16 protein-coding genes are annotated in these 24,540 nt (G+C 71.3%); 11 read left to right on the top strand and 5 right to left on the bottom strand.

Features of this window, described 5'->3' with window-relative positions:
• The first annotated feature begins 12 nt into the window (after positions 1-12).
• From J8I33_RS19840 to J8I33_RS19800, 9 genes are all read left to right on the top strand, one after another.
• Positions 13-501 carry a phage protein NinX family protein gene (locus tag J8I33_RS19840; RefSeq protein ID WP_209938825.1) on the top strand — a complete coding sequence of 163 codons (489 nt, stop codon included), beginning with the start codon at positions 13-15 and terminating at the stop codon, positions 499-501.
• A 149-nt stretch (positions 502-650) separates the two neighbouring features.
• Positions 651-4,043 (top strand): maltotransferase domain-containing protein, encoded by a 3,393-nt coding sequence (locus J8I33_RS19835; protein ID WP_209938823.1) that lies wholly within the window; start codon positions 651-653, stop codon positions 4,041-4,043.
• Positions 4,043-7,453, top strand: a complete 3,411-nt coding sequence (treS, locus tag J8I33_RS19830; RefSeq protein ID WP_209938976.1) for a maltose alpha-D-glucosyltransferase — start codon at positions 4,043-4,045, stop codon at positions 7,451-7,453. Before J8I33_RS19835 ends, treS begins: the two co-directional genes overlap by 1 nt.
• Entirely contained in the window at positions 7,450-9,657 is a 2,208-nt protein-coding gene (gene glgB / locus J8I33_RS19825; protein WP_124555890.1) for a 1,4-alpha-glucan branching protein GlgB, read from the top strand. The genes treS and glgB overlap by 4 nt, the downstream gene beginning before the upstream one ends.
• Positions 9,658-9,689: 32 nt before the next feature.
• On the top strand, positions 9,690-11,804 hold the full coding sequence (glgX, locus tag J8I33_RS19820; RefSeq protein WP_209938819.1) for a glycogen debranching protein GlgX: 2,115 nt from the start codon (positions 9,690-9,692) through the stop codon (positions 11,802-11,804).
• A gap of 9 nt (positions 11,805-11,813) precedes the next feature.
• Positions 11,814-13,685, top strand: coding sequence for a malto-oligosyltrehalose trehalohydrolase (treZ, locus tag J8I33_RS19815; protein WP_209924444.1), 1,872 nt, complete (start codon positions 11,814-11,816; stop codon positions 13,683-13,685).
• A complete protein-coding gene (gene malQ, locus J8I33_RS19810) occupies positions 13,682-15,904 on the top strand; it encodes a 4-alpha-glucanotransferase (protein WP_209938813.1) in 2,223 nt (740 codons plus the stop codon). Before treZ ends, malQ begins: the two co-directional genes overlap by 4 nt.
• Positions 15,901-18,666 (top strand): malto-oligosyltrehalose synthase, encoded by a 2,766-nt coding sequence (gene treY, locus J8I33_RS19805; protein ID WP_209938810.1) that lies wholly within the window; start codon positions 15,901-15,903, stop codon positions 18,664-18,666. The genes malQ and treY overlap by 4 nt, the downstream gene beginning before the upstream one ends.
• A 132-nt stretch (positions 18,667-18,798) precedes the next feature.
• Positions 18,799-20,046 carry a phosphatidylserine decarboxylase family protein gene (locus J8I33_RS19800; RefSeq protein WP_209938808.1) on the top strand — a complete coding sequence of 416 codons (1,248 nt, stop codon included), beginning with the start codon at positions 18,799-18,801 and terminating at the stop codon, positions 20,044-20,046.
• 22 nt (positions 20,047-20,068) lie between these two features.
• On the opposite strand, the gene J8I33_RS19795 is transcribed toward J8I33_RS19800, so the two are convergent.
• The 5 genes from J8I33_RS19795 to J8I33_RS19775 form a co-directional block, all read right to left on the bottom strand.
• A complete protein-coding gene (locus J8I33_RS19795; protein WP_050014053.1) occupies positions 20,069-20,296 on the bottom strand; it encodes a hypothetical protein in 228 nt (75 codons plus the stop codon).
• Between the two features lie 267 nt (positions 20,297-20,563).
• Positions 20,564-20,893, bottom strand: coding sequence for a DUF1488 domain-containing protein (locus J8I33_RS19790; RefSeq protein WP_209924448.1), 330 nt, complete (start codon positions 20,891-20,893; stop codon positions 20,564-20,566).
• 4 nt (positions 20,894-20,897) lie between these two features.
• Positions 20,898-21,446 carry a type 1 glutamine amidotransferase domain-containing protein gene (locus J8I33_RS19785; protein WP_209924449.1) on the bottom strand — a complete coding sequence of 183 codons (549 nt, stop codon included), beginning with the start codon at positions 21,444-21,446 and terminating at the stop codon, positions 20,898-20,900.
• 277 nt (positions 21,447-21,723) lie between these two features.
• Positions 21,724-22,089: a DUF3022 domain-containing protein gene (locus J8I33_RS19780; protein ID WP_050013974.1), complete on the bottom strand. Its 366-nt coding sequence runs from the start codon at positions 22,087-22,089 to the stop codon at positions 21,724-21,726.
• An 85-nt stretch (positions 22,090-22,174) separates the two neighbouring features.
• Positions 22,175-22,651, bottom strand: a complete 477-nt coding sequence (locus J8I33_RS19775; protein ID WP_209938806.1) for a hypothetical protein — start codon at positions 22,649-22,651, stop codon at positions 22,175-22,177.
• A 158-nt stretch (positions 22,652-22,809) separates the two neighbouring features.
• On the opposite strand from J8I33_RS19775, the gene J8I33_RS19770 reads away from it, so the two are divergent.
• Positions 22,810-23,172, top strand: coding sequence for a DUF3175 domain-containing protein (locus J8I33_RS19770; RefSeq protein ID WP_050013976.1), 363 nt, complete (start codon positions 22,810-22,812; stop codon positions 23,170-23,172).
• Positions 23,173-23,214: 42 nt separating this feature from the next.
• On the top strand, positions 23,215-24,537 hold the full coding sequence (locus J8I33_RS19765) for a cation:proton antiporter (protein WP_089490344.1): 1,323 nt from the start codon (positions 23,215-23,217) through the stop codon (positions 24,535-24,537).
• The last annotated feature ends 3 nt before the right edge of the window (positions 24,538-24,540 follow it).

Here is a 24,540-nt window from a genome sequence, read left to right as displayed (position 1 = left end):
CGGAGGCAGCTCATGCGAACCGACGTACTCGACGGAAAGGATCTCGACTACTGGTGCGCACGCGCGTTGTGCGTCGACGACGAAGACACGCTGCGCTTCACGGCCGTCGCGCCGACCGTCGTCGTGACGGCCGCGTGCGACGCGTTCCGGCATCTCGACGCGCCGTTCGCGCCGTCGGCATCGTGGGCCGACGCGGGCGCGGTGCTCGATCGCGTGGAGGACCTGCGAATCGCCCGCCACGGCGACGACGTCGAATGCGACGCGACCTTCGTCGACGGCCCGTCGACCTGCGGCGCGCGCGGCCGCGATGCACGCGTGGCGCTGCTGCGCGCGTTCGTGCGTGCGCGCTTCGGCGACGAGGTGGACGCGCCGCCGTCGTTTCCGCACCGGATCGAACACGGCAAGGTGGTGCGGTATGACCCCGGCGTGCCGATTCCGACTTCGGACGACGATGCGGCGACGGGGGACAGTTCGGACATCCGCTCGGTGCCACGCATGTAGACCATGCGCGAGTCCGGCGGTCATGTAAAAACGACAGGCCCTTTCAGGCCGGCTTTCCGCACACGCCGTGCCCGCAGGGAATCGCGCAGCAGGCACGCAGATTGCGACGCACCGGCTTTACCGCTCGCGCCACCCGCTCACGCCACGCCATGGACTCCACACCGCCGTTCGCTCCGCACCTCTACTTCTGCGACGCCCGCCTCGTCGGGCCGCTCGACGCCTGGCCGCAGACCTTCGCGCATATCGCGGGGATGGGCTTCGATCACGTGCTGGTCGGTGCGTTCTGGGCCGCGAGCGTCGCCGGCTTTCCGCGCCACGTGGCCGATTTCCGGCGGCCGGCCCAGTCGTTCGCGACACGCGCGAGCGCGCTCGAAACCTTCTCGCGGCTCGCGCACCTGGCGAAGGGTCATGGGCTGCGCGTGCTGCTCGAAGTCGTCCCCGATCGCATCGCGCGCGAGAACCCACTGCGCGCCGAGCATCCGGACTGGTACGTCGAGCGCGCGTACGACGACGCGTTGATCGACCCGCGCGGCGCCGCGCACGCGCTGGACCTCGCGCATGCGAACGCCGGCGACGAAACGGTGCGCGGCGCGCTGTCGGCATGGTGGTGCGCGCATCTCGCGACGTTCGCCGACGCGGGCGCGGCCGGCTTCCTGATCGACGCGCCGCATCATCTGCCGGCCGACTGGTGGCCCGGCTGGCGCGCGGCGCTGCGCCGGGCGCGCCCGGACGTCGCGGTGCTCGCGGGCGTGCCCGGCCATGCGCGCGACGCGCTCGCGCAGCTCGAAGCGGCCGGGTTCGACGCGGTGTTTTCGTCGGTGCGCTGGTGGGACCTGTGCGCGCCGTGGTTCGCGGACGAACACCGGCTGCTGCGGCGCATCGGCGCGCCGATCGCGTTTCCCGATGCGCCCGACGGCCCGCGTCTCGCCGACGACTGGCCCGACGCGCCGGACGACACCGTCGCCCGCGCGTATCGCCGCGCGCTGTGGACAGCGGCGGCCGTCGGCACCGGCTGGCTCGTGCCGATGGGTTTCGAGCGCGGCGTGACGGTGCCGCTGATGGCGCGCGACGCGGATGCCGCGCGCTACCGCGCCGCATTCGAGCACGCGCGTTTCGACCTGTCGGGCGCGCTCGCCGATGCGAACGCATGGCGCCGCGCGACGCCCGTCGCGGCGGCGCGCGGCGAAATCGTGCAACTGAGCGCGCCGGGCGCAAACGCGACCGCGCTGCTGCGCGGCACCGGGCCGTCGCTCGAACACGATGACGCGGCATTGCTGATCGCGTTGAATCCCGATCTCGACGCACCCGCCACGGTCGACCCCGCGACGATCCTGCCCGGCGTGCCGGGCGGCTTCACGCGCGTCGCCACGCAGGCCGGCGCGCACACGCAGCCGCCGGCCGCGCTCGAGTCGTTCACGCTCGCGCCCGGCGCGTATGCGTTGCTGCATGCATGGCGGGCGCCGCCCGTCACGACGCGCGCCGACGCCGCCCGCGAGCGCACCGCGCTGTCGGCGGCGCTCGCGGCCGACCGGATCGCGATCGAGCGCGTCGAGCCGTCGGTCGACGACGGCCGCTTCGCGATCAAGCGCGTGATCGGCGAGCCGCTCGTCGTGAGCTCATCGATCTTCACCGACGGGCACGCGCATCTGGCGGCCGTGCTGCAGTGGCGCGCCGCGGGCGACGACGAATGGCGCGAAGTGTCGTTCGAAGCCGAGCCGAACGATCGCTGGCACGCGTGCGTCACGCTCGACCGGCTCGGTCGCCATGAATTCCGCGTGGTCGCATGGCGCGACGACTGGGCGTCGCTCGTCACCGACATCGCGAAGAAGCGCGCGGCCGGCCAGGACGTGACGCTGGAGGTGCGCGAAGCGCAACTGCTGCTCGCGACCGCGCTGAAGCTCGCCGAGCCGGCCGACCCGCGCGCGGTCACGCGGATGAAACAGTTCGTCGCGGAGCTCAAGGACGCGTCGCCCGACGACCGCCTCGCGCTGATTGGCGGCCCCGCGCTCGCCGATGCATTCGCGGCGCTGCGCTACCGCCCGTTCGTCACGCACGACGCGACGATCTACCCGGTCGACGTCGAACGCCGCAAGGCGCGCTTTTCGAGCTGGTACGAGATGTTTCCGCGCTCGGCCAGCGACGATCCGCACCGGCACGGCACGTTCGACGACGTGATCGCGCATTTGCCGCGCATCCGCGACATGGGTTTCGACGTGCTGTATTTCCCGCCGATCCACCCGATCGGCACGTCCGCGCGCAAGGGCCGCAACAACAGCCTGACCGCCGGCCCCGACGATGTCGGCAGCCCGTACGCGATCGGCTCGCCCGACGGCGGCCACACGGCCGTGCATCCGCAGCTCGGCACGCTCGACTCGTTCCGTGTGCTGGTCGACGCCGCGCGCGGGCACGGGCTCGAGATCGCGCTCGATTTCGCGATCCAGTGCTCGCCCGATCACCCGTGGCTCGCCGCGCATCCCGGCTGGTTCGCGTGGCGGCCCGACGGCTCGCTGCGCTTCGCGGAAAATCCGCCGAAGCGCTACCAGGACATCGTGAACCCCGATTTCTACGCGCCGGACGCGCTGCCCGACCTGTGGCTCGCGCTGCGCGACGCGGTGCTGTTCTGGGTCGATGCGGGCGTGCGGATCTTCCGCGTCGACAACCCGCACACGAAGCCGCTGCCGTTCTGGGCGTGGATGATCGACGAGGTGCGCGGCCGGCATCCGGACGTCGTATTCCTGTCCGAGGCGTTCACGCGGCCGGGGATGATGTATCGCCTCGCGAAAGTCGGCTTCTCGCAGTCGTACACGTACTTCACGTGGCGCGAGTCGAAGCGCGACTTCATCGACTACTTGACCGAGCTGACGGCCGGGCCCGCGCGCGAATTCTTCCGGCCGAACTTCTTCGTCAACACGCCCGACATCAACCCGCGCCACCTGCAGAACGCGCCGCGCTCGCAGTTCGTGATCCGCGCGGCGCTCGCGGCGACGCTGGCCGGCTCGTGGGGCCTGTACTCGGGCTTCGAGCTCGGCGAATCGGCGCCGCTGCCGGACAGCGAGGAATACGCGGATGCCGAGAAATACGAGCTGCGCGCGCGCGACTGGAGCAAGGCCGCGCATATCGGCACGGAAATCGCGCGGCTGAACCGCGCGCGCCGCGATCACCCCGCACTGCAGACGCATCTCGGTCTCACGTTCGTCGACGCCGACAACGACTCGGTGCTCGTGTTCATGAAGGCGACGCCCGCGTTCGACAGCGTGGTGATCGTCGCGATCAGTCTCGACCCGTGGCATCCGCAGGCCGCGAACTTCACGCTCGATGCGGCGCTGTGGCGCGGCCTCGGGCTGGCCGACGGCGAACCGCTCGATGCGCTCGAACAGGACGCCGCGCACGCGCTAACCTGGCGCGGCCATCGCCAGTACGTGTCGCTCGATCCGCACGTGCGGCCGTACGCAATCTGGCGGCTCGCGCCGTCTCCGGGCGCCGCGCGGGCGGCCGCGCCCGAACCGGATCCCGCCCGCCGCCCTTCGGGAGCGCATGCATGATGAAACGCGAAGATTCCCTCGACGACGTGCGCCGCGCGCAATTCCCGTCGCTCGCGCCGGCCGGCACGCCGCGCCGGCGCCGCGCGCGCCGCCGCGAACCCGCGCTCGGTGCGGACGATCCGCTGTGGTACAAGGACGCGATCATCTACCAGGTGCACGTGAAGTCGTTCTTCGACTCGAACAACGACGGCATCGGCGATTTCCCCGGCCTGATCGCGAAGCTCGACTACATCGCCGAACTCGGCGTCGACACGATCTGGCTGCTGCCGTTCTATCCGTCGCCGCGCCGCGACGACGGCTACGACATCGCCGACTACCGCGACGTGCATCCCGACTACGGCACGCTGGCCGACGTGCGGCGCTTCATCCGCGAAGCGCATGCGCGCGGCATTCGCGTGATCGCCGAGCTCGTGATCAACCACACGTCGGACCAGCACCCGTGGTTCCAGCGCGCGCGCCGCGCGAAGCCGGGCTCCGCGCATCGCGACTACTACGTGTGGTCCGACACCGACACGAAATACGCGGGCACGCGGATCATCTTTCTGGATACCGAAACATCCAACTGGACGCACGATCCGGTGGCCGGCCAGTATTACTGGCACCGCTTCTATTCGCACCAGCCGGACCTGAACTTCGACAACCCGGCCGTCGTGCGCGAGGTGATCCAGGTGATGCGCTTCTGGCTCGATCTCGGCATCGACGGGCTGCGGCTCGACGCGGTGCCGTACCTGGTCGAGCGCGAAGGCACCAACAACGAGAACCTGCCGGAGACGCACGCGATCCTGAAGCGGATCCGCGCGACGATCGACGCCGAGTATCCGAACCGGATGCTGCTCGCGGAAGCGAACCAGTGGCCGGAAGACGTGCAGGAATACTTCGGCAACGAGGACGAATGCCACATGGCGTTCCACTTCCCGCTGATGCCGCGCATCTACATGTCGATCGCGAGCGAGGATCGCTTCCCGATCCTCGACATCATGCGGCAGACGCCGGCGCTCGCGCCGAGCAACCAGTGGGCGGTGTTCCTGCGCAACCACGACGAGCTGACGCTCGAGATGGTCACCGATTCGGAACGCGACCTGCTGTGGCAAACCTATGCGAGCGACCGCCGCGCGCGGCTGAACCTCGGCATCCGGCGCCGGCTCGCGCCGCTGATGGAGCGCGACCGGCGCCGCATCGAGCTGATCAATTCGCTGCTGCTGTCGATGCCCGGCACGCCGGTGATCTACTACGGCGACGAGCTCGGGATGGGCGACAACATCCACCTCGGCGATCGCGACGGCGTGCGCACGCCGATGCAGTGGTCGTCGGACCGCAACGGCGGCTTCTCGCGCGCCGATCCCGAACTGCTGGTGCTGCCGCCGGTCATGGGCTCGCTGTACGGCTATGACGCGATCAACGTCGAGGCGCAGACGCGCGACCCGCATTCGCTGCTGAACTGGACGCGGCGCATCCTCGCGACGCGCCGCGCGTCGCAGGCGTTCGGGCGCGGCACGATCCGCTTCCTGCGCCCGGAGAACCGCAAGGTGCTCGCGTACCTGCGCGAGCTGGACGGCCACGAACCGGTGCTGTGCGTCGCGAACCTGTCGCGCGCGTCGCAGGCCGTCGAACTCGACCTGTCCGAATTCGCGGGCCGCGTGCCGATCGAGATGACGTCCGATTCGCCGTTCCCGCCGATCGGCCAGCTCCCGTATCTCCTCACCTTCCCGCCGTACGGGTTCCTGTGGTTCGTGCTCGCCGAGCATGGCCGCGAGCCGTCGTGGCGGCAGCCGCATGCGGAGCCGCTGCCCGAATACGTGACGCTCGTGATGCGGCGCGGCGATACGCGGCCGGACGTCTCGCAACTGCATGCGCTCGCGCACGACGCGCTCGCGTCGTGGCTCGCGCGGCGGCGCTGGTTCGCATCGAAGGATCGCAAGATCGGCGACGCGTGGCTGAACGTCGTCACCCCGATTCCGGACGAGCCGTTCCAGTACGCGGAGGCGTGGGTGTCCGCAAGCGACGGCCGCGTCGAACGCTACGTGGTGCCGCTCGCGGCCGCGTGGGGCGGCGAGACGTCCCATCCGCTGTTCGCGCAACTGGCGCTCGCGCGCGTGCGGCGCGGCCATACGGTCGGCTACCTGACCGACGCGTTCGCGCTGCCGGCGTTCGCGCGCGGCATGCTGCGCAAGCTGCGCGACGGCGCGACGGTGCCGATGTCCGACGGCGGCCGGCTCACCTTTCTGCCGGAAGACGCGCTCGCCGGGCTCGACCCGGGCGACGACGCGGAAGTGCGCTGGCTCGCGGCCGAGCAGAGCAACAGCTCGCTCGTGATCGGCGACGCGATCGTGCTGAAGCTGGTGCGCAAGGTCGCGCACGGCATTCATCCGGAAGCCGAAATGAGCCGGCACCTGACGCGCATCGGCTATGCGAACACCGCGACGCTGGCCGGAGAAGTCGTGCACGTCGATCCGGACGGCACGCCGCATACGGTCGCGATCCTGCAGCGCTATGTCGACAACCAGGGCGACGCGTGGACGCGTTCGTTCGATTTCCTGCGGCGCGCGATCGACGAGCTCGCGCTGCCGGCCGCGGACGAAGGCGAGGCCGCCGAAACGGACGAGGAGCCCGACGCGCTGCTCGGCTACGCGGCGTTCGCGGGCATCATCGGCACGCGGCTCGGCCAGTTGCACGTCGCGCTCGCGCAGCCGTCCGACGATCCGGCGTTCGCGCCGGAACGCGCCACGCCCGATCACGTCGACGGCTGGTGCGTGGACGCGATCGCGTCGTTCGAGCGCGCGCTCGACGTGCTGCGCACGCGGCTCGATGCGCTCGATCCGGCCACCCGTGCGTCGGCCGACGCGCTGCTCGCGTCGCGCGACGCGGCCGTCGAGGCGCTCGGCGAACTCGTGCCGCGCACGCTCGACGCGCAATGCACGCGGATTCACGGCGATTTCCATCTGGGCCAGGTGCTCGACGTGCAGGGCGACGCGCTGCTGATCGACTTCGAAGGCGAACCGGCGCGCGCGCTCGAACGGCGTCGCGCGAAATCGCATCCGCTGCGCGACGTGGCCGGCCTGCTGCGCTCGCTGTCGTACGTGAGCGCGACCGCGCAGTTCGCGATCGAAAAAGCGCCGCCGCAGGCGGCCGGCCGCAAGCGCGCGCTGTTCGACCGCTTCGGGCAGGCCGCGGCCGACCGCTTCGTCGAATGCTATCGCGCGGCCGCCGACCACGCGCCCGCGCGCTTCGTCGATCCGCACTACGCGGACCGCCTGCTGGCGCTGTTCCTGATCGACAAGGCGTCGTACGAGCTGTGCTATGAAGCCTCGAACCGGCCCGACTGGCTGAGCGTGCCGGTCGGCGGGCTCGCGGCGCTGGTCGACCGGCTGCTCGGCGACGGCGTGCTGCCCGACGACGGAGGCAACCCATGACCGACACGCTGTTCGAACGCGCCGATATCGACGCGCTGCTCGCCGGCCGCCACCCCGACCCGTTCGCGTGCCTCGGCCCGCACGAACAGGCTGACCAGGTCGTCGTGCGGGCACTGTTGCCCGGCGCCGAGCGCGTGCGTGCGCTGTCGCCGGACGGCGCCGAACTCGGCGCGCTCGCGTGCGTCGATCGCGCCGGCTGCTTCGCGGGGACGATCGCGCGCGACGGCGGCTCGCCACACTATTTGCTCGCGATCGACTGGCCGAACGCGCATCAGGTGACCGACGACGCATACGCGTTCGGCACGCTGCTCGACGAAGCGGCGCTTGCGCGCTTCTCGGCCGGCGATCCCGAAGCCGTGCTCGACTGCCTCGGCGCGACACCGGTGCGCATCGACGATACCGACGGCGTGCGTTTCGCGGTGTGGGCGCCGAACGCGCAGCGCGTATCGGTGGTCGGCGATTTCAATGCATGGGACGGGCGCCGCCATCCGATGCGACTGCGGCGGCCGTCCGGCGTGTGGGAGCTGTTCGTGCCGGGCATCGGCCCGGGCGAACGCTACAAGTACGAACTGCGCGCACCCGACGGGCGCGTGCTGCCGCACAAGGCCGATCCGTGCGCGCGGGCGACCGAGGCGCCGCCGCGCACGGCGTCGGTGGTCGCGGACGTCGCGGCGCTCCACGCGTTCGCGTGGCACGACGACGGCTGGATGCACGCGCGGCCGCGCAACGATCGCTACCGCGTGCCGTGGTCGATCTACGAGGTGCATCCGGAATCGTGGCTGCGCATCCCCGAACAGATGGAGCGCAGCGCGACGTGGGACGAACTCGCCGAGCGGCTGATTCCGTACGTGAAGGGCATGGGCTTCACGCACGTCGAGTTCATGCCGATCGCCGAATACCCGTTCGGCGGCTCGTGGGGCTACCAGCCGCTCGCGCAGTTCGCGCCGTCCGCGCGCTTCGGGCCGGTCGACGGCTTCGCGCGCTTCGTCGATCGCGCGCACGCGGCCGGCATCGGCGTGCTGGTCGACTGGGTGCCCGCGCATTTTCCGAACGATGCGCACGGGCTCGCGCAATTCGACGGCAGCGCGCTGTACGAGCATGCCGATCCGCGCGAGGGGATGCATCCCGACTGGAACACCTGCGTGTTCAACGTCGGGCGCACCGAGGTCAGCGCGTTCCTGGTCGCATCGGCGCTCGCGTGGGCGCGCCGCTATCACGTCGACGGCATCCGCGTCGACGCGGTCGCGTCGATGCTGTACCGCGACTATTCGCGCAAGGCAGGCGAATGGGTGCCGAACGTGTACGGCGGCCGCGAGAACCTCGAATCGGTCGCGTTCCTGCGCCGGCTGAACGACACGCTGCACGGCGACGCCGCGCCGGCCGGCGTCGTCACCGTCGCGGAGGAATCGACCGCGTGGCCGGGCGTCACCGCGCCGACCGCCGACGGCGGGCTCGGCTTCGACTTCAAGTGGAACATGGGCTGGATGCACGACACGCTCGCGTATCTGCACGAAGACCCGATCCACCGCCGCTATCACCACGACCGGATGACGTTCGGGCTCGTATACGCGTTCTCCGAACGCTTCGTGCTGCCGCTGTCGCACGACGAGGTCGTGCACGGCAAGGGCTCGCTCGTCGCGAAGATGCCCGGCGACGCGTGGCAGCGGCTCGCGACGCTGCGCGCGTATTTCGGCTTCATGTGGGCGCATCCCGGCAAGAAGCTGCTGTTCATGGGCAGCGAATTCGCGCAATGGGCGGAGTTCGCGCACGATGCGACGCCGCATTGGGACTTGCTCGACGCGCCCGCGCATCGCGGCGTGCAGCGGCTGGTGCGCGATCTCAACCGCGCGTATGCGGCCGAACCGGCGCTGCATGCGCTCGACTGCCACGCGGCCGGGTTCTCCTGGCTGATCGGCGACGACCGCGACAACAGCGTGTTCGCGTTCGCGCGCCGTGACGATGCGGGGCATCTGGTCGTCGCCGTCTGCAACTTCACGCCCGTGCCGCGCGCCGGTTATCGGCTCGGGCTGCCCGCGCCCGGCCACTGGCGCGAACTGATGAACACCGATGCCGCGACGTATGGCGGCACCAACGCCGGCAACGACGGCGCCGTATGGGCCGAAGCCGTGCCCGCGCACGGCGAGGCGTGGTCGGCGACGTTGCGCCTGCCGCCGCTCGCGACGCTGTGGTTGACACCTGCCTGATTGCTCCCGCCCTCGACACGGAGATACGCCCCATGCCGACCGCCCTGCCCGACCGTCTCGAACCCGGCCGCAGCTACCCGCTCGGCGCAACCTGGGACGGCCTCGGGACCAACTTCGCGGTGTTTTCCGCGCACGCGCACCGGATTCAGCTGTGCGTGTTCGATCCGACCGGCCGCAAGGAACTCGCGCGCCTCGATCTGCCCGAATGCACCGACGAGGTGTGGCACGGCTATCTGCCGAACGCGCATCCGGGCACCGTGTACGGGTTCCGCGCGGACGGCCCGTACCAGCCGCAGCACGGCCACCGCTTCAATCCGACCAAGCTGCTGCTCGACCCGTACGCGCGCAAGCTGGTCGGCCAGTTCCGCTGGTCGGACGCGCTGTTCGGCTATCGCGTGCATTCGAACCGGGCCGACCTGTCGATGGACCGCCGCGATTCGGCGCCCGCGATGCCGAAAGCCGTGGTCGTCGACGAAGCGTTCGACTGGAGCACCGACCGCCGACCGAACGTGCCGTGGCGCAGCACCGTGATCTACGAGACCCACGTGCGCGGCGCGTCGATGCGCCGCGCCGGGCTGCGCCCGCCGGAGCGCGGCACGTTCGCGTCGCTCGCGCATCCGGCGTTCGTCGATCACCTGCTGTCGATCGGCGTGACGACGGTCGAGCTGCTGCCGATCCATGCGTTCCTGCAGCAGCGCGAGCTCGTGAAACGCGGGCTGCGCAACTACTGGGGCTACGACACGGCCGCGTTCTTCGCGCCGGAGCCGTCGTATCTGACGACCCGCAGGCTCGACGAGATGCGCATCGCGGTCCGCCAGTTGCACGCGGCCGGCATCGAGGTCGTGCTCGACGTCGTCTACAACCACACGTGCGAAGGCAACCAGCTCGGGCCGACGCTGTCGTGGCGCGGCCTCGACAACGCCAGCTATTACCGGCTGCTGCCCGACGATCCGCGCTACCACGTCGACGAAACCGGCTGCGGCAACACGCTGAACCTGTCGCATCCGCGCGTCGTGCAGATGGTGATGGATTCGCTGCGCTACTGGGCGACCGCGTTCAACATCGACGGCTTCCGCTTCGATCTCGGCGTGACGCTCGGCCGCGAGGATCACGGCTTCGAACCCGGCGCGGGATTCTTCGACGCGTTGCGGCAGGACCCGGTGCTCGCGCAGCGCAAGCTGATCACCGAGCCGTGGGATCTCGGCCCCGGCGGCTATCAGCTCGGCCGCCATCCGCCCGGCTTCGCCGAATGGAACGACCGGTTTCGCGACACCGTGCGGCGCTTCTGGCGCGGCGACGCGGGGCAGCGCCCGGAACTGGCCGCGCGCCTGTCGGGCTCGGCCGACCTGTTCAATCACGGGCGGCGCCGCACGTGGGCATCGATCAATTTCGTCACCGCGCACGACGGCTTCACGCTGGCCGACCTCGTGTCGTATGCGGGCAAGCACAACGACGCGAACGGCGAAGACAACCGCGACGGCCGCGACGACAACTGCAGCGCGAACTGGGGCGTCGAAGGGCCGACCGACGACGCGAAGATCCGCGACGTGCGCTCGCGCGTCGCGCGCTCGATGCTCGCGACGCTGTTTACCGCGCTCGGCACGCCGATGCTCGTGGCCGGCGACGAATTCGGCCGCACGCAGCAGGGCAACAACAACGCGTATTGCCAGGATAACGAACTGTCGTGGCTCGACTGGGACCTGGCGCACAGCGACGAAGGCGTACAGATGACGCGCTTCGTGTCGCGGCTCGCCGCGCTGCGGCGCATGTATCCGGTGATGTCGGCGCCGCGCTATCCGAACGGCGACCGCGACGGCGCGCCCGGCATGCGCGAGATCGGCTGGTTCGACGAACGCGGCGACGCGCTGACCGTCCCCGCGTGGGAAGACGGCGAACGCCGCGCGCTGACGATGCGGCGCGTCGGCACCGGCCGCACCGGACGCACCGAGGCGTTGCTCGTGATGCTGAACGCATCGGCCGAGACCATCACGTTCCTGCCGCCCGCGCCCGTGCTCGATTACCGGATCCTGCTCGACACCGCGACGCCCGACTCGGGCCCGCGCTCGTGGCCGCAAGCCGGGCTCGACGTCGCCGCGCATGCGGCCGTGATCGCGGTCGCGGCCGTGCCACCCGACCTGTCTTCGTGAGGAGCCGCCATGACGTCCCGTTCCGCCCATTCGCCCGGCACGCACGCATACGCGTCGTCGTTCGGCGCGACCTGCCTCGATGCGGACCGCACGCGCTTCCGGCTGTGGGCGCCCGCGAGCCGCACGGCCGCCGTCGAACTGCAGGACGCGGGCGGCCGCGCGCTCCCGATGGCGCCGGCCGGCGACGGCTGGTTCGAGACGATCGCGCCGTGCGGCCCCGGCACGCTGTACCGCTACCTGCTCGACGACGCGCTCGCGGTGGCCGATCCCGCGTCGCGCTTCCAGCCGTATGACGTGCTGGGCCCGAGCCAGGTCGTCGATCCGGCCGCGTACCGCTGGCGTCACGACGCGTGGCGCGGCCGTCCGTGGCACGAGACGGTGCTGTACGAGCTGCACGTCGGCGCATGCGGCGGCTACGCGGCCGTCGAGCGGCGGCTGCCGGCGATCGCCGAACTCGGCGTGACCGCGGTCGAGCTGATGCCCGTCAATGCGTTCCCCGGCGCGCGCAACTGGGGCTACGACGGCGTGCTGCCGTTCGCGCCCGACGCGTCGTACGGGCGGCCCGAGGAACTGAAATCGCTGGTCGACACCGCGCACGGGCTCGGGCTGCAAGTGTTCCTCGACGTCGTGTACAACCACTTCGGCCCCGAAGGCAACCTGCTGCCGCGCTACGCGCCCGACTTCTTCCGCGCGGACCGGCAGACCGCGTGGGGGCCGGCGATCGACTTCTCCCGCCCGCAGACGAGCGCGTTCTTCATCGACAACGCGCTGTACTGGCTCGACGAATACCGTTTCGACGGGCTGCGCATCGACGCCGCGCATGCGATCGACGACGACGTGTGGCTGCGCGAACTCGGGCGCCGCGTGCGCGCCTACGCGGGCGACGCGCGCCACGTGCATCTCGTGCTGGAGAACGAGCGCAATACCGCGAGCCTGCTCGGCCCCGGCGGCTTCGACGCGCAATGGAACGACGACTTCCACAACAGCGCGCACGTGCTGCTGACCGGCGAACGCGACGGTTACTACCGCGCATACGCGGATGCGCCGCTGCGTCATTTCGCGCGCACGCTCGGCGAAGGCTTCGCGTATCAGGGCGAACCGTCGCCGCTGCACGACGGCGCCGCGCGCGGCGAGCCGAGCGCGCACCTGCCGCCGACCGCGTTCGTCGCGTTCCTGCAGAACCACGACCAGATCGGCAACCGCGCGTTCGGCGAACGGCTGCGCGCGCTCGCGAACGACGACGCGGTGCGCGCGGCCACCGCGCTGATGCTGCTCGCGCCGTCGATTCCGCTGCTGTTCATGGGCGAGGAAGACGGCAGCACGCAGCCGTTCCAGTTCTTCACCGACTATCGCGGCGCGCTCGCCGACGCGGTGCGCGAAGGGCGGCGCCGCGAATTCGCCGCGTTTCCCGCATTCGCCGACGCCGCGCATCGCGACGCGATTCCCGACCCGAACGACATCGCGACGTTCGTGCGCTCGTCGTCGCACCATCCGCCCGACGAGTCGTGGCCCGACGCGGCCGCGTGGCGGCGCTTCTACCGCAGCGCGCTGGCCGTGCGCGCGGCGCTCGTGACGCCGCACCTGGCCGATGCGCGCGCGCTCGGCGTCGACCAGCTCGCGGGCGACGGCGACCCGCCCGCGCTGGTCGCGCGCTGGCGCCTCGGCGATGGCAGCACGCTGACGATCGCGCTGAATCTCGGCTCGCACGACGCGACGCTGCCCGCGCTGCCGGTCGGCAAGATCGTGTTCGAGACGCCGCCGCGTGCGCGCGACCGGCTGCCCGGCGGGCATGTGCCGCCGCGCGCGTGCATCGCGTGGCGCGACGGCGCGGTCAACCACGATGCGCGGCAGCACCGCGCGAACGGACGGAGCCCGTCATGACGACCGACGTCCCGATCGCGGCGCTCGCCCGGGCGGCCGGCCTGGAACCCGACTGGACCGACTCGGGCGGCGTCGCGCGACGCGTGGACGACGATGCGCTCGTCGCGCTCGTCGATGCGCTCGGCTGGCCGTGCGGCACAGCGATCCAGCGGGTCGACAGCGCGGCGGCGCTCGCCGATGCGAACGCGGCGCCGCCGCGCGTCGTGACCGGTGACGCCGGCCTGCCGGTGACGCTGCCCGCGACCGTCGCGGCGCCGGGCGCGCGCTTCCGGATCTCGCTCGAAACCGGCGGGCACGTGGATGGCCGCGTGGGCGGCACGGGCGAACATGGCACGCTGCCGCCGCTCGCGATGCCCGGCTATCACGCGCTCGACATCGGCGAGCAGCGTATCGGGCTCGCGATCGCGCCGCCGCGGGCGCGGCCGTTCGACGCGCTCGCCCGCGCCCACGACGCGGGCCGCCGCTGGGGCATCGCGGCGCAGCTCTACAGCCTGCGCCGCACCGGCGACGACGGCGCGGGCGACTACACGGCGCTCGCGCGGCTGGCCGCACAGGCCGCGCGCCACGGCGCGCAGGCGGTGGCGATCAGCCCGACGCACGCCGGCTATCCGGCGCTCCCCGCGCACGACAGCCCGTATTCGCCGTCGTCGCGACGCTGGCACAACGTCGCGTATCTCGACTGCGATGCGGTGCCGGGCGCCGATGTCGCGCGTCGGGCACCCGACGGCCCGGCCGATGCCGCGCTGATCGACTGGCCGCGCGTGATGCCGGCGAAGCTGCGCCGTCTGCGTGCGTGCTTCGACGCATGGCGCGCCAGCGACGACCCGTCGCGCGATACGTTCCAGCGTTTTCGTGCGGCGGGCGGCGCGGCGCTCGACGCGCATGCGCGCTTCGATGCGCTGCAGGCGTTCTGCATCGAGCACGGGATCGGCGCGGACTGGCGGCAGTGGCCCGCGCAATGGCGCATCCCGGGATCGGCGGAAGTCGATGCATTCGCGCACGCGCATGCCGACACGATCGCGTTCCACACGTTCCTGCAATGGTGCGCGTCGCGTGCGCTCGGCGACGCGCAGCACGCGGCGCGCGGCGCGGGGATGGCGACCGGGCTGATCGCCGATCTCGCGGTCGGCTCCGATCGGGCCGGCAGCGACGCGTGGGCGCACGGCACGACGCTGCTGCGCGGCGTGTCGCTCGGCGCGCCGCCCGACCTGTTCAATGCGGCCGGCCAGGCGTGGGGCGTGACGACGTGGACGCCCGACGCGCTGCGCGCGGACGGCTTCATGCCGTTCATCGCGCTGCTGCGCGCGGCGTTCGCGCACGCGGGCGGCATCCGCATCGATCACGTGCTCGGCTTCGCGCGGATGTGGATCGTGCCGGACGGCGGCTCGCCGCGCAGCGGCGCGTACCTGCGCTATCCGCTCGACGATCTGGTGCGGCTTGTCGCGCTGGAAGCGGCGCGTCATCGCGCGATCGCGATCGGCGAGGATCTGGGCACCGTGCCGGCCGGATTGCGCGAACGGCTCGGCGCGCAGGGTGTCGCGGGCATGCGCGTGCTGTGGTTCGAGCGCGATGCGAATGGCGCGTTCCGGCCGCCGTCCGCGTGGGATCGCGACGCGATCGCGATGACGTCGACGCACGATTTGCCGACCGTGGCCGGCTGGTGGCGCGGCGTCGATCTCGGGTGGCGGCGCGTCGCGGCCGAGGCCGAGGCCGCTAAGCGACGCGACGAAGCGCAATCGCGAGGCGTCGCCGCTCCGGCGCCGGACGATGCGAGCGCGCACGATTCGGACGAAATCGTGCAAAGCATGGCGTTCGGACACGATACCGTGCAGCGCCCCGATTCGAATCGCGCGACGCCCCCGCCGCCGCCCGACCTGCTCGCCGCGCATGCGGAACGCGCGACCGAGCGCGCGGCGCTGTGGCACGCGCTGCAGCACGCCGGCTGCGCGCCGGCCGGCGCCGCGGTGCCGCCGGCCGACATGCCGCCGGTGAACGCGATCCTGGCCTACGTCGCGAGCAGCCCGTCGCCGCTCGCGCTGCTGCCGCTCGAGGATCTGCTCGCGCTCGACGCGCAGCCGAACCTGCCGGGGCCGCCGTGCGGCCATCCGAACTGGCGGCAGCGGCTGCCGCGCCCGATCGACACGCTGTTCGACGCCGACGTACGCACGCGCATCGCCGCGGTCGTGCAGGCGCGCCGCGCGCGGAGGCACGGCCCATGACCCCACGCGCGACGCTGCGACTGCAGCTGCATGCGGGCTTCACGTTCGACGACGCGGCCGCACACGCCGACTACTTCGCGCGGCTCGGCGTCAGCCACCTGTACCTGTCGCCGGTGTCGACGGCCGAGCCCGGCTCGCTGCACGGCTACGACACCGTCGACCACGGCGCGCTCAGCGCGGAACGCGGCGGCGAAGCCGGTTTCATGCGGCTCGTCGACGCGCTGCGCGCTCGCGGCCTCGGCATCATCATCGATATCGTGCCGAACCACATGGGCGTCGGCGGGTCGTCGAACGGCTGGTGGAACGACGTGCTCGAATGGGGGTCGGCGAGCCCGTACGCGCGCTATTTCGACATCGACTGGCATCCGCCCGACCCGGCACTCGACGGCAAGGTGCTGTTGCCGTGCCTCGGCGCGCCGTACGGCGACGCGCTCGCGGCCGGCGACATCACGCTGCGCGCCGATCCGGCCGCGGGCCGCTTCTATATGGCATGCCCGGGGCGGCGGCTGCCGGTCGCCGCCGCCACCTACGCGGAGATCCTGCGCATCGCGAATCGCGCGGACCTGAACGCGCTCGCCGAGCGCTTCGACGTCGCGCCGATCCGCGACAGCGCGCGGCTGGCCGCCGCCCATGCGGCGCTGCGCGACCATGCGGCCGCGCACGGCCCGCATGCGCTCGATGCGGTATTGCGCGGCGCCGATCCGCGCCGCGCACGCTCGCGCGCGTGCCTGCATCACTTGCTCGAACGCCAGCACTACCGGCTCGCGTGGTGGCGCACGGCCGCCGACGAGCTGAACTGGCGGCGCTTCTTCGACATCGCGACGCTCGCGGCCGTGCGCGTCGAAGACGAGGCGGTATTCGACGCCGTGCATGCGCTGCCGCTGCGCCTGCATGCGGCCGGGCTCGTCGACGGCGTGCGCGTCGATCACGTCGACGGCCTCGCCGATCCGCGCGCGTATTGCCGTCGGCTGCACGCACGGCTCGCCGCGCAGCGCGACGCGCGGCCCTATATCGTCGTCGAGAAGATCCTCGCGCCCGGCGAAGCACTGCGCACCGACTGGGCCGTCGACGGCACCACCGGCTACGACTTCATGAACGACGTTGGCGCGCTGCTGCACGACCCGGCCGGCGCCGAACCGCTCGCCGCGCACTGGGCGGCCGTATCGGGTTCCGCGCGCACGTTCGCGCAGGAAGCGCTCGACGGCAAGCGGCGCGTGCTGATGCGCCAGCTCGCCGGCGAGCATGCGCGCGTCGCGCGGCTGCTGCACGGGATTGCGCGGGCGTCGCCCGCGACGCGCGACATCAGCCTGATCGCGATCCGGCGCGTGCTCGGCGAACTCGCGATACGGCTGCCCGTGTACCGGATGTATCCGGCGCGGGGCGCCGAACCGGCCGACGCCGACCGCCGCGTGCTCGCGCACGCGTACGACGGTGCTTACGCGACGGTCGATCCGACCGACCGCTTCGCGCTCGAGCGCGTCGCCGCGTGGCTCGGCTTGCCGGTCGTGCGCGTGCCGCGCGTGGACGCCGATGCGCTGGTCGCCGCGCGTGTCGCGTTCGCGCAGCTCACCGCGCCGCTGGCCGCGAAGGGCGTCGAGGACACGGCCAACTATCGCTACGGCCGGCTGCTGTCGCGCAACGAGGTCGGCGCCGATGCCGGCGACTTCAGCCTGTCGCGCGGCGCGTTCCATGCACGCAACCGGCGCCGCGCGCGCACCGCGCCGCACGGGCTCGTCGCGACGGCCACGCACGATCACAAGCGCGGCGAGGACGCGCGGGCGCGGCTCGCGGTGCTGAGCGAGGTGCCCGATGCGTGGCGCGCGGTGTCGCTCGACTGGTCGGCGCTGAATCAGCCGCATCGCGGCGGCGCGCACCGCGACCTCGCGTGGACGCCCGGGCCGGCCGCCGAGGCGATGCTGGTCCAGACGCTCGTCGGCTGCTGGCCGCCTGCGCTCGCCCCCGACGACGCGGCCGGCCTCGACGCGCTCGCGCCGCGCGTCGTGCAATGGCAGACGAAGGCGCTGCGCGAAGCGAAGCAGTACACCGACTGGCTCGCGCCCGAGCCGGACTACGAGCAAAGCTGCGAAGCGTTCGTCCGCGCGATCCTGACGCCGCGCGGCGCGGGCGATTTTGCGCATCGGCTGCATGCGTTCGTCGCACGGATCGCGCCGGCCGGCGTCGTCAACAGCCTGACGCAAACGGCGCTGCGAATCGCGTCGCCCGGCGTACCCGATCTCTATCAAGGTAGCGAGTCATGGGATCACTCGCTCGTCGATCCGGATAACCGGCGCGACGTGCCGTTCGCGACGCTGGCGACCGAAGCGGTCGACGGGCCGGTTGCGTCGTATCTATCGACATGGCCCGATGCGCGCGTGAAGCGTGCGCTGATCGGGCGGATGCTGGCGCTGCGTGCGCGATGGCCGACGACATTTGCGGACGGCGCATACGTTCCGTTGCGGGTGCGTGGCACGCTCGCGCGGCACGCGGTGGCGTTCGCACGCTGCGATGACGCGGCGACCGTGGTGGTGATCGCGACTCGGCTCGCGTGCCGGTTGCTCGGCGAAGCGCCTGCGTTGCCGCGGGTGGAGCCTGCGCAATGGGGCGATACGGCGGTCGTGCTGCCGCGCGCCGTCGAAGGGCCGTGGGTCGACGGGTTGAATGCGGGGGACGCGCTCGATGCGCCGGAAGGGGTGCTGGCGCTCGATCGCTGTCTGGCCGAGTTGCCTGTGGCGGTGCTGGTCGCGGGGCGGAATGGTGGTTGAAGCCGACGCCCGGTTCGTGCCAGCCGTGAGTCATCGAAAAAACCGGTCGCCCGAACGCAGCAATTTCGGTGCCGCGCGCCGGGCAAGCGTCTTGCTCCATCGCTTCGCCCCCTAACCGTTCCGGAGGTGACGATGACGAATCGCAACGCGCCGCCCGCCACACGCCGCCGCCTCGGCGGATGGATGGCCACCGAGGAATCGCACATGGCCGCGTTCCGCGAAAAAATGGCGAACGAAGCGCGCGCGCATGCCGGCGACCGGCTGCGCACGCCGGCCGTCCAGGAACTCGCGCGGCTGTTCGACGACAACGCGGTGCTGCACATGAGCCTGACGCGCGCGATCGACGAAGCGCTCGAAGCGGGATACCGGCTCGGCTACGCATCGATCGGCGAGCTGATGACGGTGCTCGACCATCTGATGACCTACACGCCGCCGTTCAGCGAGGAAAGCCTGATCGTGTGCCCGCTGAACGCCTTCCTCGACTGGCCGATGTGCATGCCGTCGGGTCACGCGGTGTTTCGCGACGCGTCGGTCAATGCGCAGTTGAAGCGCGTATTGAATGCGTGGTGCGACTTCCTCGGCGGCCCGCATTCGCGCGCGCATCTCGACACGTCGCCGCCCGACGGCTGGTTCTGCGACGAAGCGCGCAAGCGCCTCGCGCTGTCGCAGTTCCAGTATCGCGAAGACCAGCCGCACTGGGGCTTCGATTCGTGGAACGACTTCTTCACGCGGCGCTTTCGCGACGGCGCGCGGCCCGTCGCGGCGCCCGACGATCCGCACGTGATCGTCAGCGCGTGCGAAGCGTCGCCGTATCACACCGAAACGAACGTGAAGCTGCGCGACACGTTCTGGATCAAGTCGCAGCCGTACTCGCTGCGCGACCTCTTCACGCCCGCGTGGCTGTCGCTCGCCGAGCGCTTCGTCGGCGGCGACGTCTACCAGGCCTACCTCAGCGCGTACAACTACCATCGCTGGCATGCGCCGGTGCGTGGGGTAGTCACCCACGCGTATCGGGTGGACGGCGCCTATTACTCGGTCGCCGAAGCGGAAGGCCCGGACCCGGCCGGGCTCAACGACTCGCAGGGCTACATGACGGCGGTCGCCGCGCGCGCGGTGGTCGCGATCTCGAGCGACGATCCCGGCATCGGCACGGTGGCCGCCGTGTTCGTCGGGATGGGCGACGTGTCGTCGTGCGTGATCGAGGTCATGCCGGGGCAGCGCGTCGACAAGGGCGACGAGATCGGCTATTTCCAGTTCGGCGGCTCGACCTACTGTCTGCTGTTCGAGGCCGGCGTGATCGACCGCTTCCTGTACGCGCCGCCGTTCGAAGGCCAGCCGCCGGTCGTGCAGGTCAATGCGCCCGTCGCGATCGCGCGGTGAGCGCCGCGCGCGGCCCGGTGCGTCACGCTTCCGTGGCGTCGAACCGGGCCCCGTCCTGCCGCTGCACGCAGCGCAGGACCGACAGGCCGTCGGCAGTCAGCGCGGGCCGGTGTTGGCCGGACGCAGCGTCGCGCTCCATCACGATCAGGTGTTGTTCGACGAGCGCGACGATGTCGTCGCGGTCGATCTGGATCTGTTCCGGCGCGTGATGCGCCAGGAACAGCGCGGCAAATTCGTGTGCGGTCAGCATGCTCGTTTCCCCGTTGGCGGCGATGCGCGACGCGACACCGGCGTCGCATCGGCAGCGGCGCGAATCGTGCGCCGGCGACGTTACGGGCATGCAGGGAACGTGCCAATCGGTGTTATTCGAGTGGTGGCCGTGCGATGCGCGCGCCGCGCGATGTGGCACCGCACGGCGCGTTCGAGCCGCTGCAAAGTTTTCAACGGCATGTAAGGGCAGCGGGCCGCACACGGACGGCGTAAAAGCGGGCGCAACACCTGGGGACTGCGCCGCCGCTCACGACCCCCGCGGGCCAAACAACCCAGCCCGCGCACGCCCGGCCGGCGCACGGAAATACCCGCTGTGCAGCACCACGTCGTGGTTGCCGCTCGCCAGCACGTCCGCGCACGCGGCTTCGATACGCGCACGGCCGCGCTCGAACGCGTCGCGCAAATCGGCCTCCAGCGCGGAGTGCGCGCCGAAATGATCTTCCAGCGCCTCGACGGTGATCGCGCAGGCGTGCGGCACCCCGTCGACGTCGACGACGAAGCGCAACTGCAGCGCCGCGCCGTCGAACGTGGGCGGTTCGTCGGTCAGCGTCACGCGGCGTGGGGAATCGGCCGGCATCGGCTCAGGCCCTCCGCGACGCGAGGCGCTCGATCAGCGCGCCGTTGAATGCGGGCAGATCGTCCGGCTTGCGGCTCGTGATCAGGTTGCCGTCGCGCACGACTTCCTCGTCCACCCACTTGCCGCCCGCGTGACGGATGTCGTCCTGCAGGCTCGGCCAGCTCGTCATCGTCTTGCCTTCGACGAGCCCGGCCGATACCAGCAGCCAGCCGCCGTGGCAGATCGCGGCGATCGGCTTGCCGGCGCCGACGGCCGCCGTCACGAATTCGCGCGCGGCCGGCACCATCCGGATCGCATCGCCGTTGATGACGCCGCCCGGCAGCACGACCGCGTCGTAGTCGCCTTCGCGCGCATCGTCGAACGTGCGGTCGACCTTCACGCGCTCGCCCTTGTCGACGTGCCGGAAACCCTGGATCTCGCCGCGCTGCTGCGAAATCACGTCCACCTGCGCGCCTTCGGCCGCAAGCGCGCGCTGCGGTTCGACGAGCTCGGCTTCCTCGAAGCCGTCGACCGCCAGAATCGCTACCTTGCAATGATCCAGCCTGCCGCTCATGAATGCCTCCGTGGATGGGATGGGGATAGAGACAGGTCGGCACATGTCGTGCCGTTGCCTGTCGCGCAGCAATCGCCGTTCCGGCCGCGGAAGCCGCTGCCCATGTGCGTCGTCGCGCCGTGCGTAGCGCGGCACAAAGGGGAACGACCCGCCATCGATGGCGGCCACCCGCGAACGGGCGGCATCGGCGCCGCTGCACGTCGCCGCGCCCGGCTGCAAAGATTTCAACGGGATGTAACGCAACGTCGCGGCGACGCCGCACGTCGATCCGATGCGATTACTGAAGATGACGGGCGGCGTCGAGCATCGCGTCGGTCAGCTCGACCGTCAGCGTCAGGTTTTCGCCGGTATCGGGCAATTGCTCGAGCGTCTGCTGCACGGCGTCGTGCAGCATCGCGTGCACGCGCATCCGCGCGCCTTCGTCGAGATCCGCGTAGCGTTCCATCGTCGAGCATTCGAGTGCGAGCACGACCGAATGCCGGGCCGCCTCGGGCGGCGCCTCGACGGCGTTCGCCCACGCTGCGTGGAACATGACCCTGCCCGTTTCGACGTCCACGTGGACCGTCGTGTCGAGATCGTCCATGTCGCTTGCCTCGCCGTCGATCTCGTCGTGCTCCAGGAAAATCCGGGAATTCGATTGCATGATGTCCTCCTGCGTGGTGGCGGCGCGCCCGTCCCGGGAAACCGCGCCGCCATCGCGCCGTGCCGGCCGCGCCGGCACGACACCGTCAATAACCGCTGGACCCGCCGCCCGTGCCGCCGGCCCCGCCGCCGCCCGTGCCCGTCGAGCCCGCCGAACCGCCGTTGCCGGCGCCCGTGCCGCTCGTTCCACCCGAGCCGCCCATACCGCCCGACCCGCCGGCGCCGCCAGAGCCGCCGCCGACACCGCCGCCCGCGGCGCCGCTACCGCCCTGGCCCGCGCCGTTCGGGCCGCCGCCCGGCTTCACGTGGCCGGCCGCCCCGCTATGCGAACGCATCCCGTGCTTCGCGCCATGCCGTTGCGTGCCCGCCGGCGGAGGCGGCGCGGCCGTATTGCCGTTGGCGCTCGGCGTCGACATGTCCATCGACGGATTCGGCGCGCCGGTGCCCTCGTCCGAGCGCTGCGAATTCTGCGCCCACGCGGCCGGCGCCGCCGCGACGATCGCGACGGCCGCGCAGGCCAGCACGCGCCGCGCGACAAACTTCGATTCGAATGCTGATTTCATGGCGTTTTCTCCCTATGGGTGATCGCGTGATGGAAATTCCTGCTCCGACGTCTCAGCAAGGCCCATGCCGTCACTGGCCGCGCTCGCGACGCGGCACGGGATTTGCGGCGCCTCTGTCCACACGACCTTTCTGTCACCTCATACGGAGCCCCTGCCTGATGCCTTCCGCTTCCGCCTCTGCTTCCCATGCGCACGGCAAGCGCCACACGCGCCGCCCGGGCCGCGCGCGCAGCGCCGACCCGGCCCACCGCAAGCGCTGGTCCGGCGAAGTCACGCAAAAAAGCGATGCGCTCGACATCGAGCCCGACATCTTCAAATCCGACGATCCGGCCGCGATCGCGGCGTCGCTGAAGCACTCGGCCGAGCACAGCCGCCGCCGCAAGGCGTCGCCGTTCCAGTCGGCGATGTCGATGCTGAACTTCTACGTGAACCGCGCGGGCCGCAACCTGCCGAAGACGCGCCGTACGACGCTCGAACGCGCGAAGCGGAAACTGCGCGAAGCCTTCGGCCGCAAGCCGTGACGGCTGGCACGCCGCCCGTCTCCCTCCCTGCGATTCACACGCATGCACGAAACCCTCTGGTACCTGATCATCGGCGCCGTGCTGCTCGGCATGGGCGTCGTGACGTCGGCGCTGCGCCACCTGCCATGCAGCTCGGCCATGATTTACCTGGTGCTCGGCGTCGCGCTCGGCCCGGCCGGCGCCGGCCTGCTGCATCTCGACCTCGAACGCGACGGGCCGCTGCTGCGCGAGATCGTCGAAGTCGCGCTGCTGGTGTCGCTGTTCGCGATCGGGCTGCGGCTGCGCGTGCCGCTGTCCGACAAGCTGTGGCTCGTGCCGTGCCGTCTCGGGCTGCTCGCGATGATCGTCACCGTGCCGCTGCTCGCCGCATGCGCGGTGCTCGCGCTGGCCCTCGGCTGGGGCCCCGCGCTGCTGCTCGCGGCGATCCTCGCGCCGACCGACCCGGTGCTCGCGCACGACGTGCAGGTGCACGATCCGGGCGATCGCGACCTGGTGCGCTTCGCGTTGTCCGGCGAAGGCGGGATGAACGACGGCATCGCGCTGCCGTTCGCGCTCGCGGGGCTCGCGCTGTGCGGCGCACCGGGCGCCACGCACGGCATCCCGCCGCTGTCCGGCACGTTCGCGCTCGTCGCGCTGTGGGGCATCGCCGGTGCGGCCGCGATCGGCGGCGGGCTCGGCTGGGTCACGACGAAGACGATCGGGTGGCTGCGCACGCGCCACGGCCAGGCGCTCGGCCTCGAAGGCTTCTTCGCGCTCGCGCTGATCGTGCTGTCGTTCGGCGCCGCGCAGCTCGCGCACACGTTCGGCTTCATCGCGACGTTCGCGGCCGGCGTCGCGATGCGGTGGGTCGAGCATCGCGCGAGCGGCGACCGGCCACCGCGCGAAGTAATCGGCCAGATCGACTCGGAAGACGTGGTCGCCACCGAGAAGCATCCGGACAAAGCGCATGCGTTCATGGCCGAATCGGTGCTCGGCTTCACGATCGAGCTCGAACGGATCGCCGAAGCGATCGTGATGACGATGATCGGCAGCGTGCTCGCGACGTTGCCCGGCCCGCTGCTCACGTGGGGCGCCATCGCGCTGGCCGCCGCGCTGTTCGTCGTCGTGCGTCCGCTCGCGGTGCTGGTCACGCTCACCGGCTCGCGCGCGACGCATGCGCAGCGGCGGCTGATGGCGTGGTTCGGCATCCGCGGGATCGGTTCGTTCTACTACCTGCTGTTCGCGCTCGAGCACGGGCCGTCCGACGTGGTGCGCCCGCTCGCGGCGCCGGTGCTGGCCGTGGTATCGGCTTCGGTGGTCGCGCACGGGATCTCCGCGACGCCGCTGATGAACTGGTATTACCGGCTGCAGCAGCATCGGCGCTGACGC

It is taken from the genome of Burkholderia sp. AcTa6-5, assembly GCF_017815075.1.
GTDB lineage: Bacteria > Pseudomonadota > Gammaproteobacteria > Burkholderiales > Burkholderiaceae > Burkholderia > Burkholderia sola.
Note: the sequence above shows the minus strand (reverse complement) of the source record. Positions and strands in the feature narration are given on the sequence as shown.

What these genes read in the sequence shown, in the direction of transcription:
- J8I33_RS19785 (WP_209924449.1), bottom strand. Translation starts at nt 21,446, where the DNA reads ATGAGCGGCAGGCTGGATCATTGCAAGGTAGCGATTCTGGCGGTCGAC.
- treS (WP_209938976.1), top strand. Translation starts at nt 4,043, where the DNA reads ATGAAACGCGAAGATTCCCTCGACGACGTGCGCCGCGCGCAATTCCCG.
- J8I33_RS19765 (WP_089490344.1), top strand. Translation starts at nt 23,215, where the DNA reads ATGCACGAAACCCTCTGGTACCTGATCATCGGCGCCGTGCTGCTCGGC.
- glgB (WP_124555890.1), top strand. Translation starts at nt 7,450, where the DNA reads ATGACCGACACGCTGTTCGAACGCGCCGATATCGACGCGCTGCTCGCC.
- J8I33_RS19770 (WP_050013976.1), top strand. Translation starts at nt 22,810, where the DNA reads ATGCCTTCCGCTTCCGCCTCTGCTTCCCATGCGCACGGCAAGCGCCAC.
- J8I33_RS19795 (WP_050014053.1), bottom strand. Translation starts at nt 20,296, where the DNA reads ATGCTGACCGCACACGAATTTGCCGCGCTGTTCCTGGCGCATCACGCG.
- J8I33_RS19780 (WP_050013974.1), bottom strand. Translation starts at nt 22,089, where the DNA reads ATGCAATCGAATTCCCGGATTTTCCTGGAGCACGACGAGATCGACGGC.
- treZ (WP_209924444.1), top strand. Translation starts at nt 11,814, where the DNA reads ATGACGTCCCGTTCCGCCCATTCGCCCGGCACGCACGCATACGCGTCG.
- glgX (WP_209938819.1), top strand. Translation starts at nt 9,690, where the DNA reads ATGCCGACCGCCCTGCCCGACCGTCTCGAACCCGGCCGCAGCTACCCG.
- malQ (WP_209938813.1), top strand. Translation starts at nt 13,682, where the DNA reads ATGACGACCGACGTCCCGATCGCGGCGCTCGCCCGGGCGGCCGGCCTG.
- J8I33_RS19840 (WP_209938825.1), top strand. Translation starts at nt 13, where the DNA reads ATGCGAACCGACGTACTCGACGGAAAGGATCTCGACTACTGGTGCGCA.
- J8I33_RS19790 (WP_209924448.1), bottom strand. Translation starts at nt 20,893, where the DNA reads ATGCCGGCCGATTCCCCACGCCGCGTGACGCTGACCGACGAACCGCCC.
- J8I33_RS19800 (WP_209938808.1), top strand. Translation starts at nt 18,799, where the DNA reads ATGACGAATCGCAACGCGCCGCCCGCCACACGCCGCCGCCTCGGCGGA.
- J8I33_RS19775 (WP_209938806.1), bottom strand. Translation starts at nt 22,651, where the DNA reads ATGAAATCAGCATTCGAATCGAAGTTTGTCGCGCGGCGCGTGCTGGCC.
- treY (WP_209938810.1), top strand. Translation starts at nt 15,901, where the DNA reads ATGACCCCACGCGCGACGCTGCGACTGCAGCTGCATGCGGGCTTCACG.
- J8I33_RS19835 (WP_209938823.1), top strand. Translation starts at nt 651, where the DNA reads ATGGACTCCACACCGCCGTTCGCTCCGCACCTCTACTTCTGCGACGCC.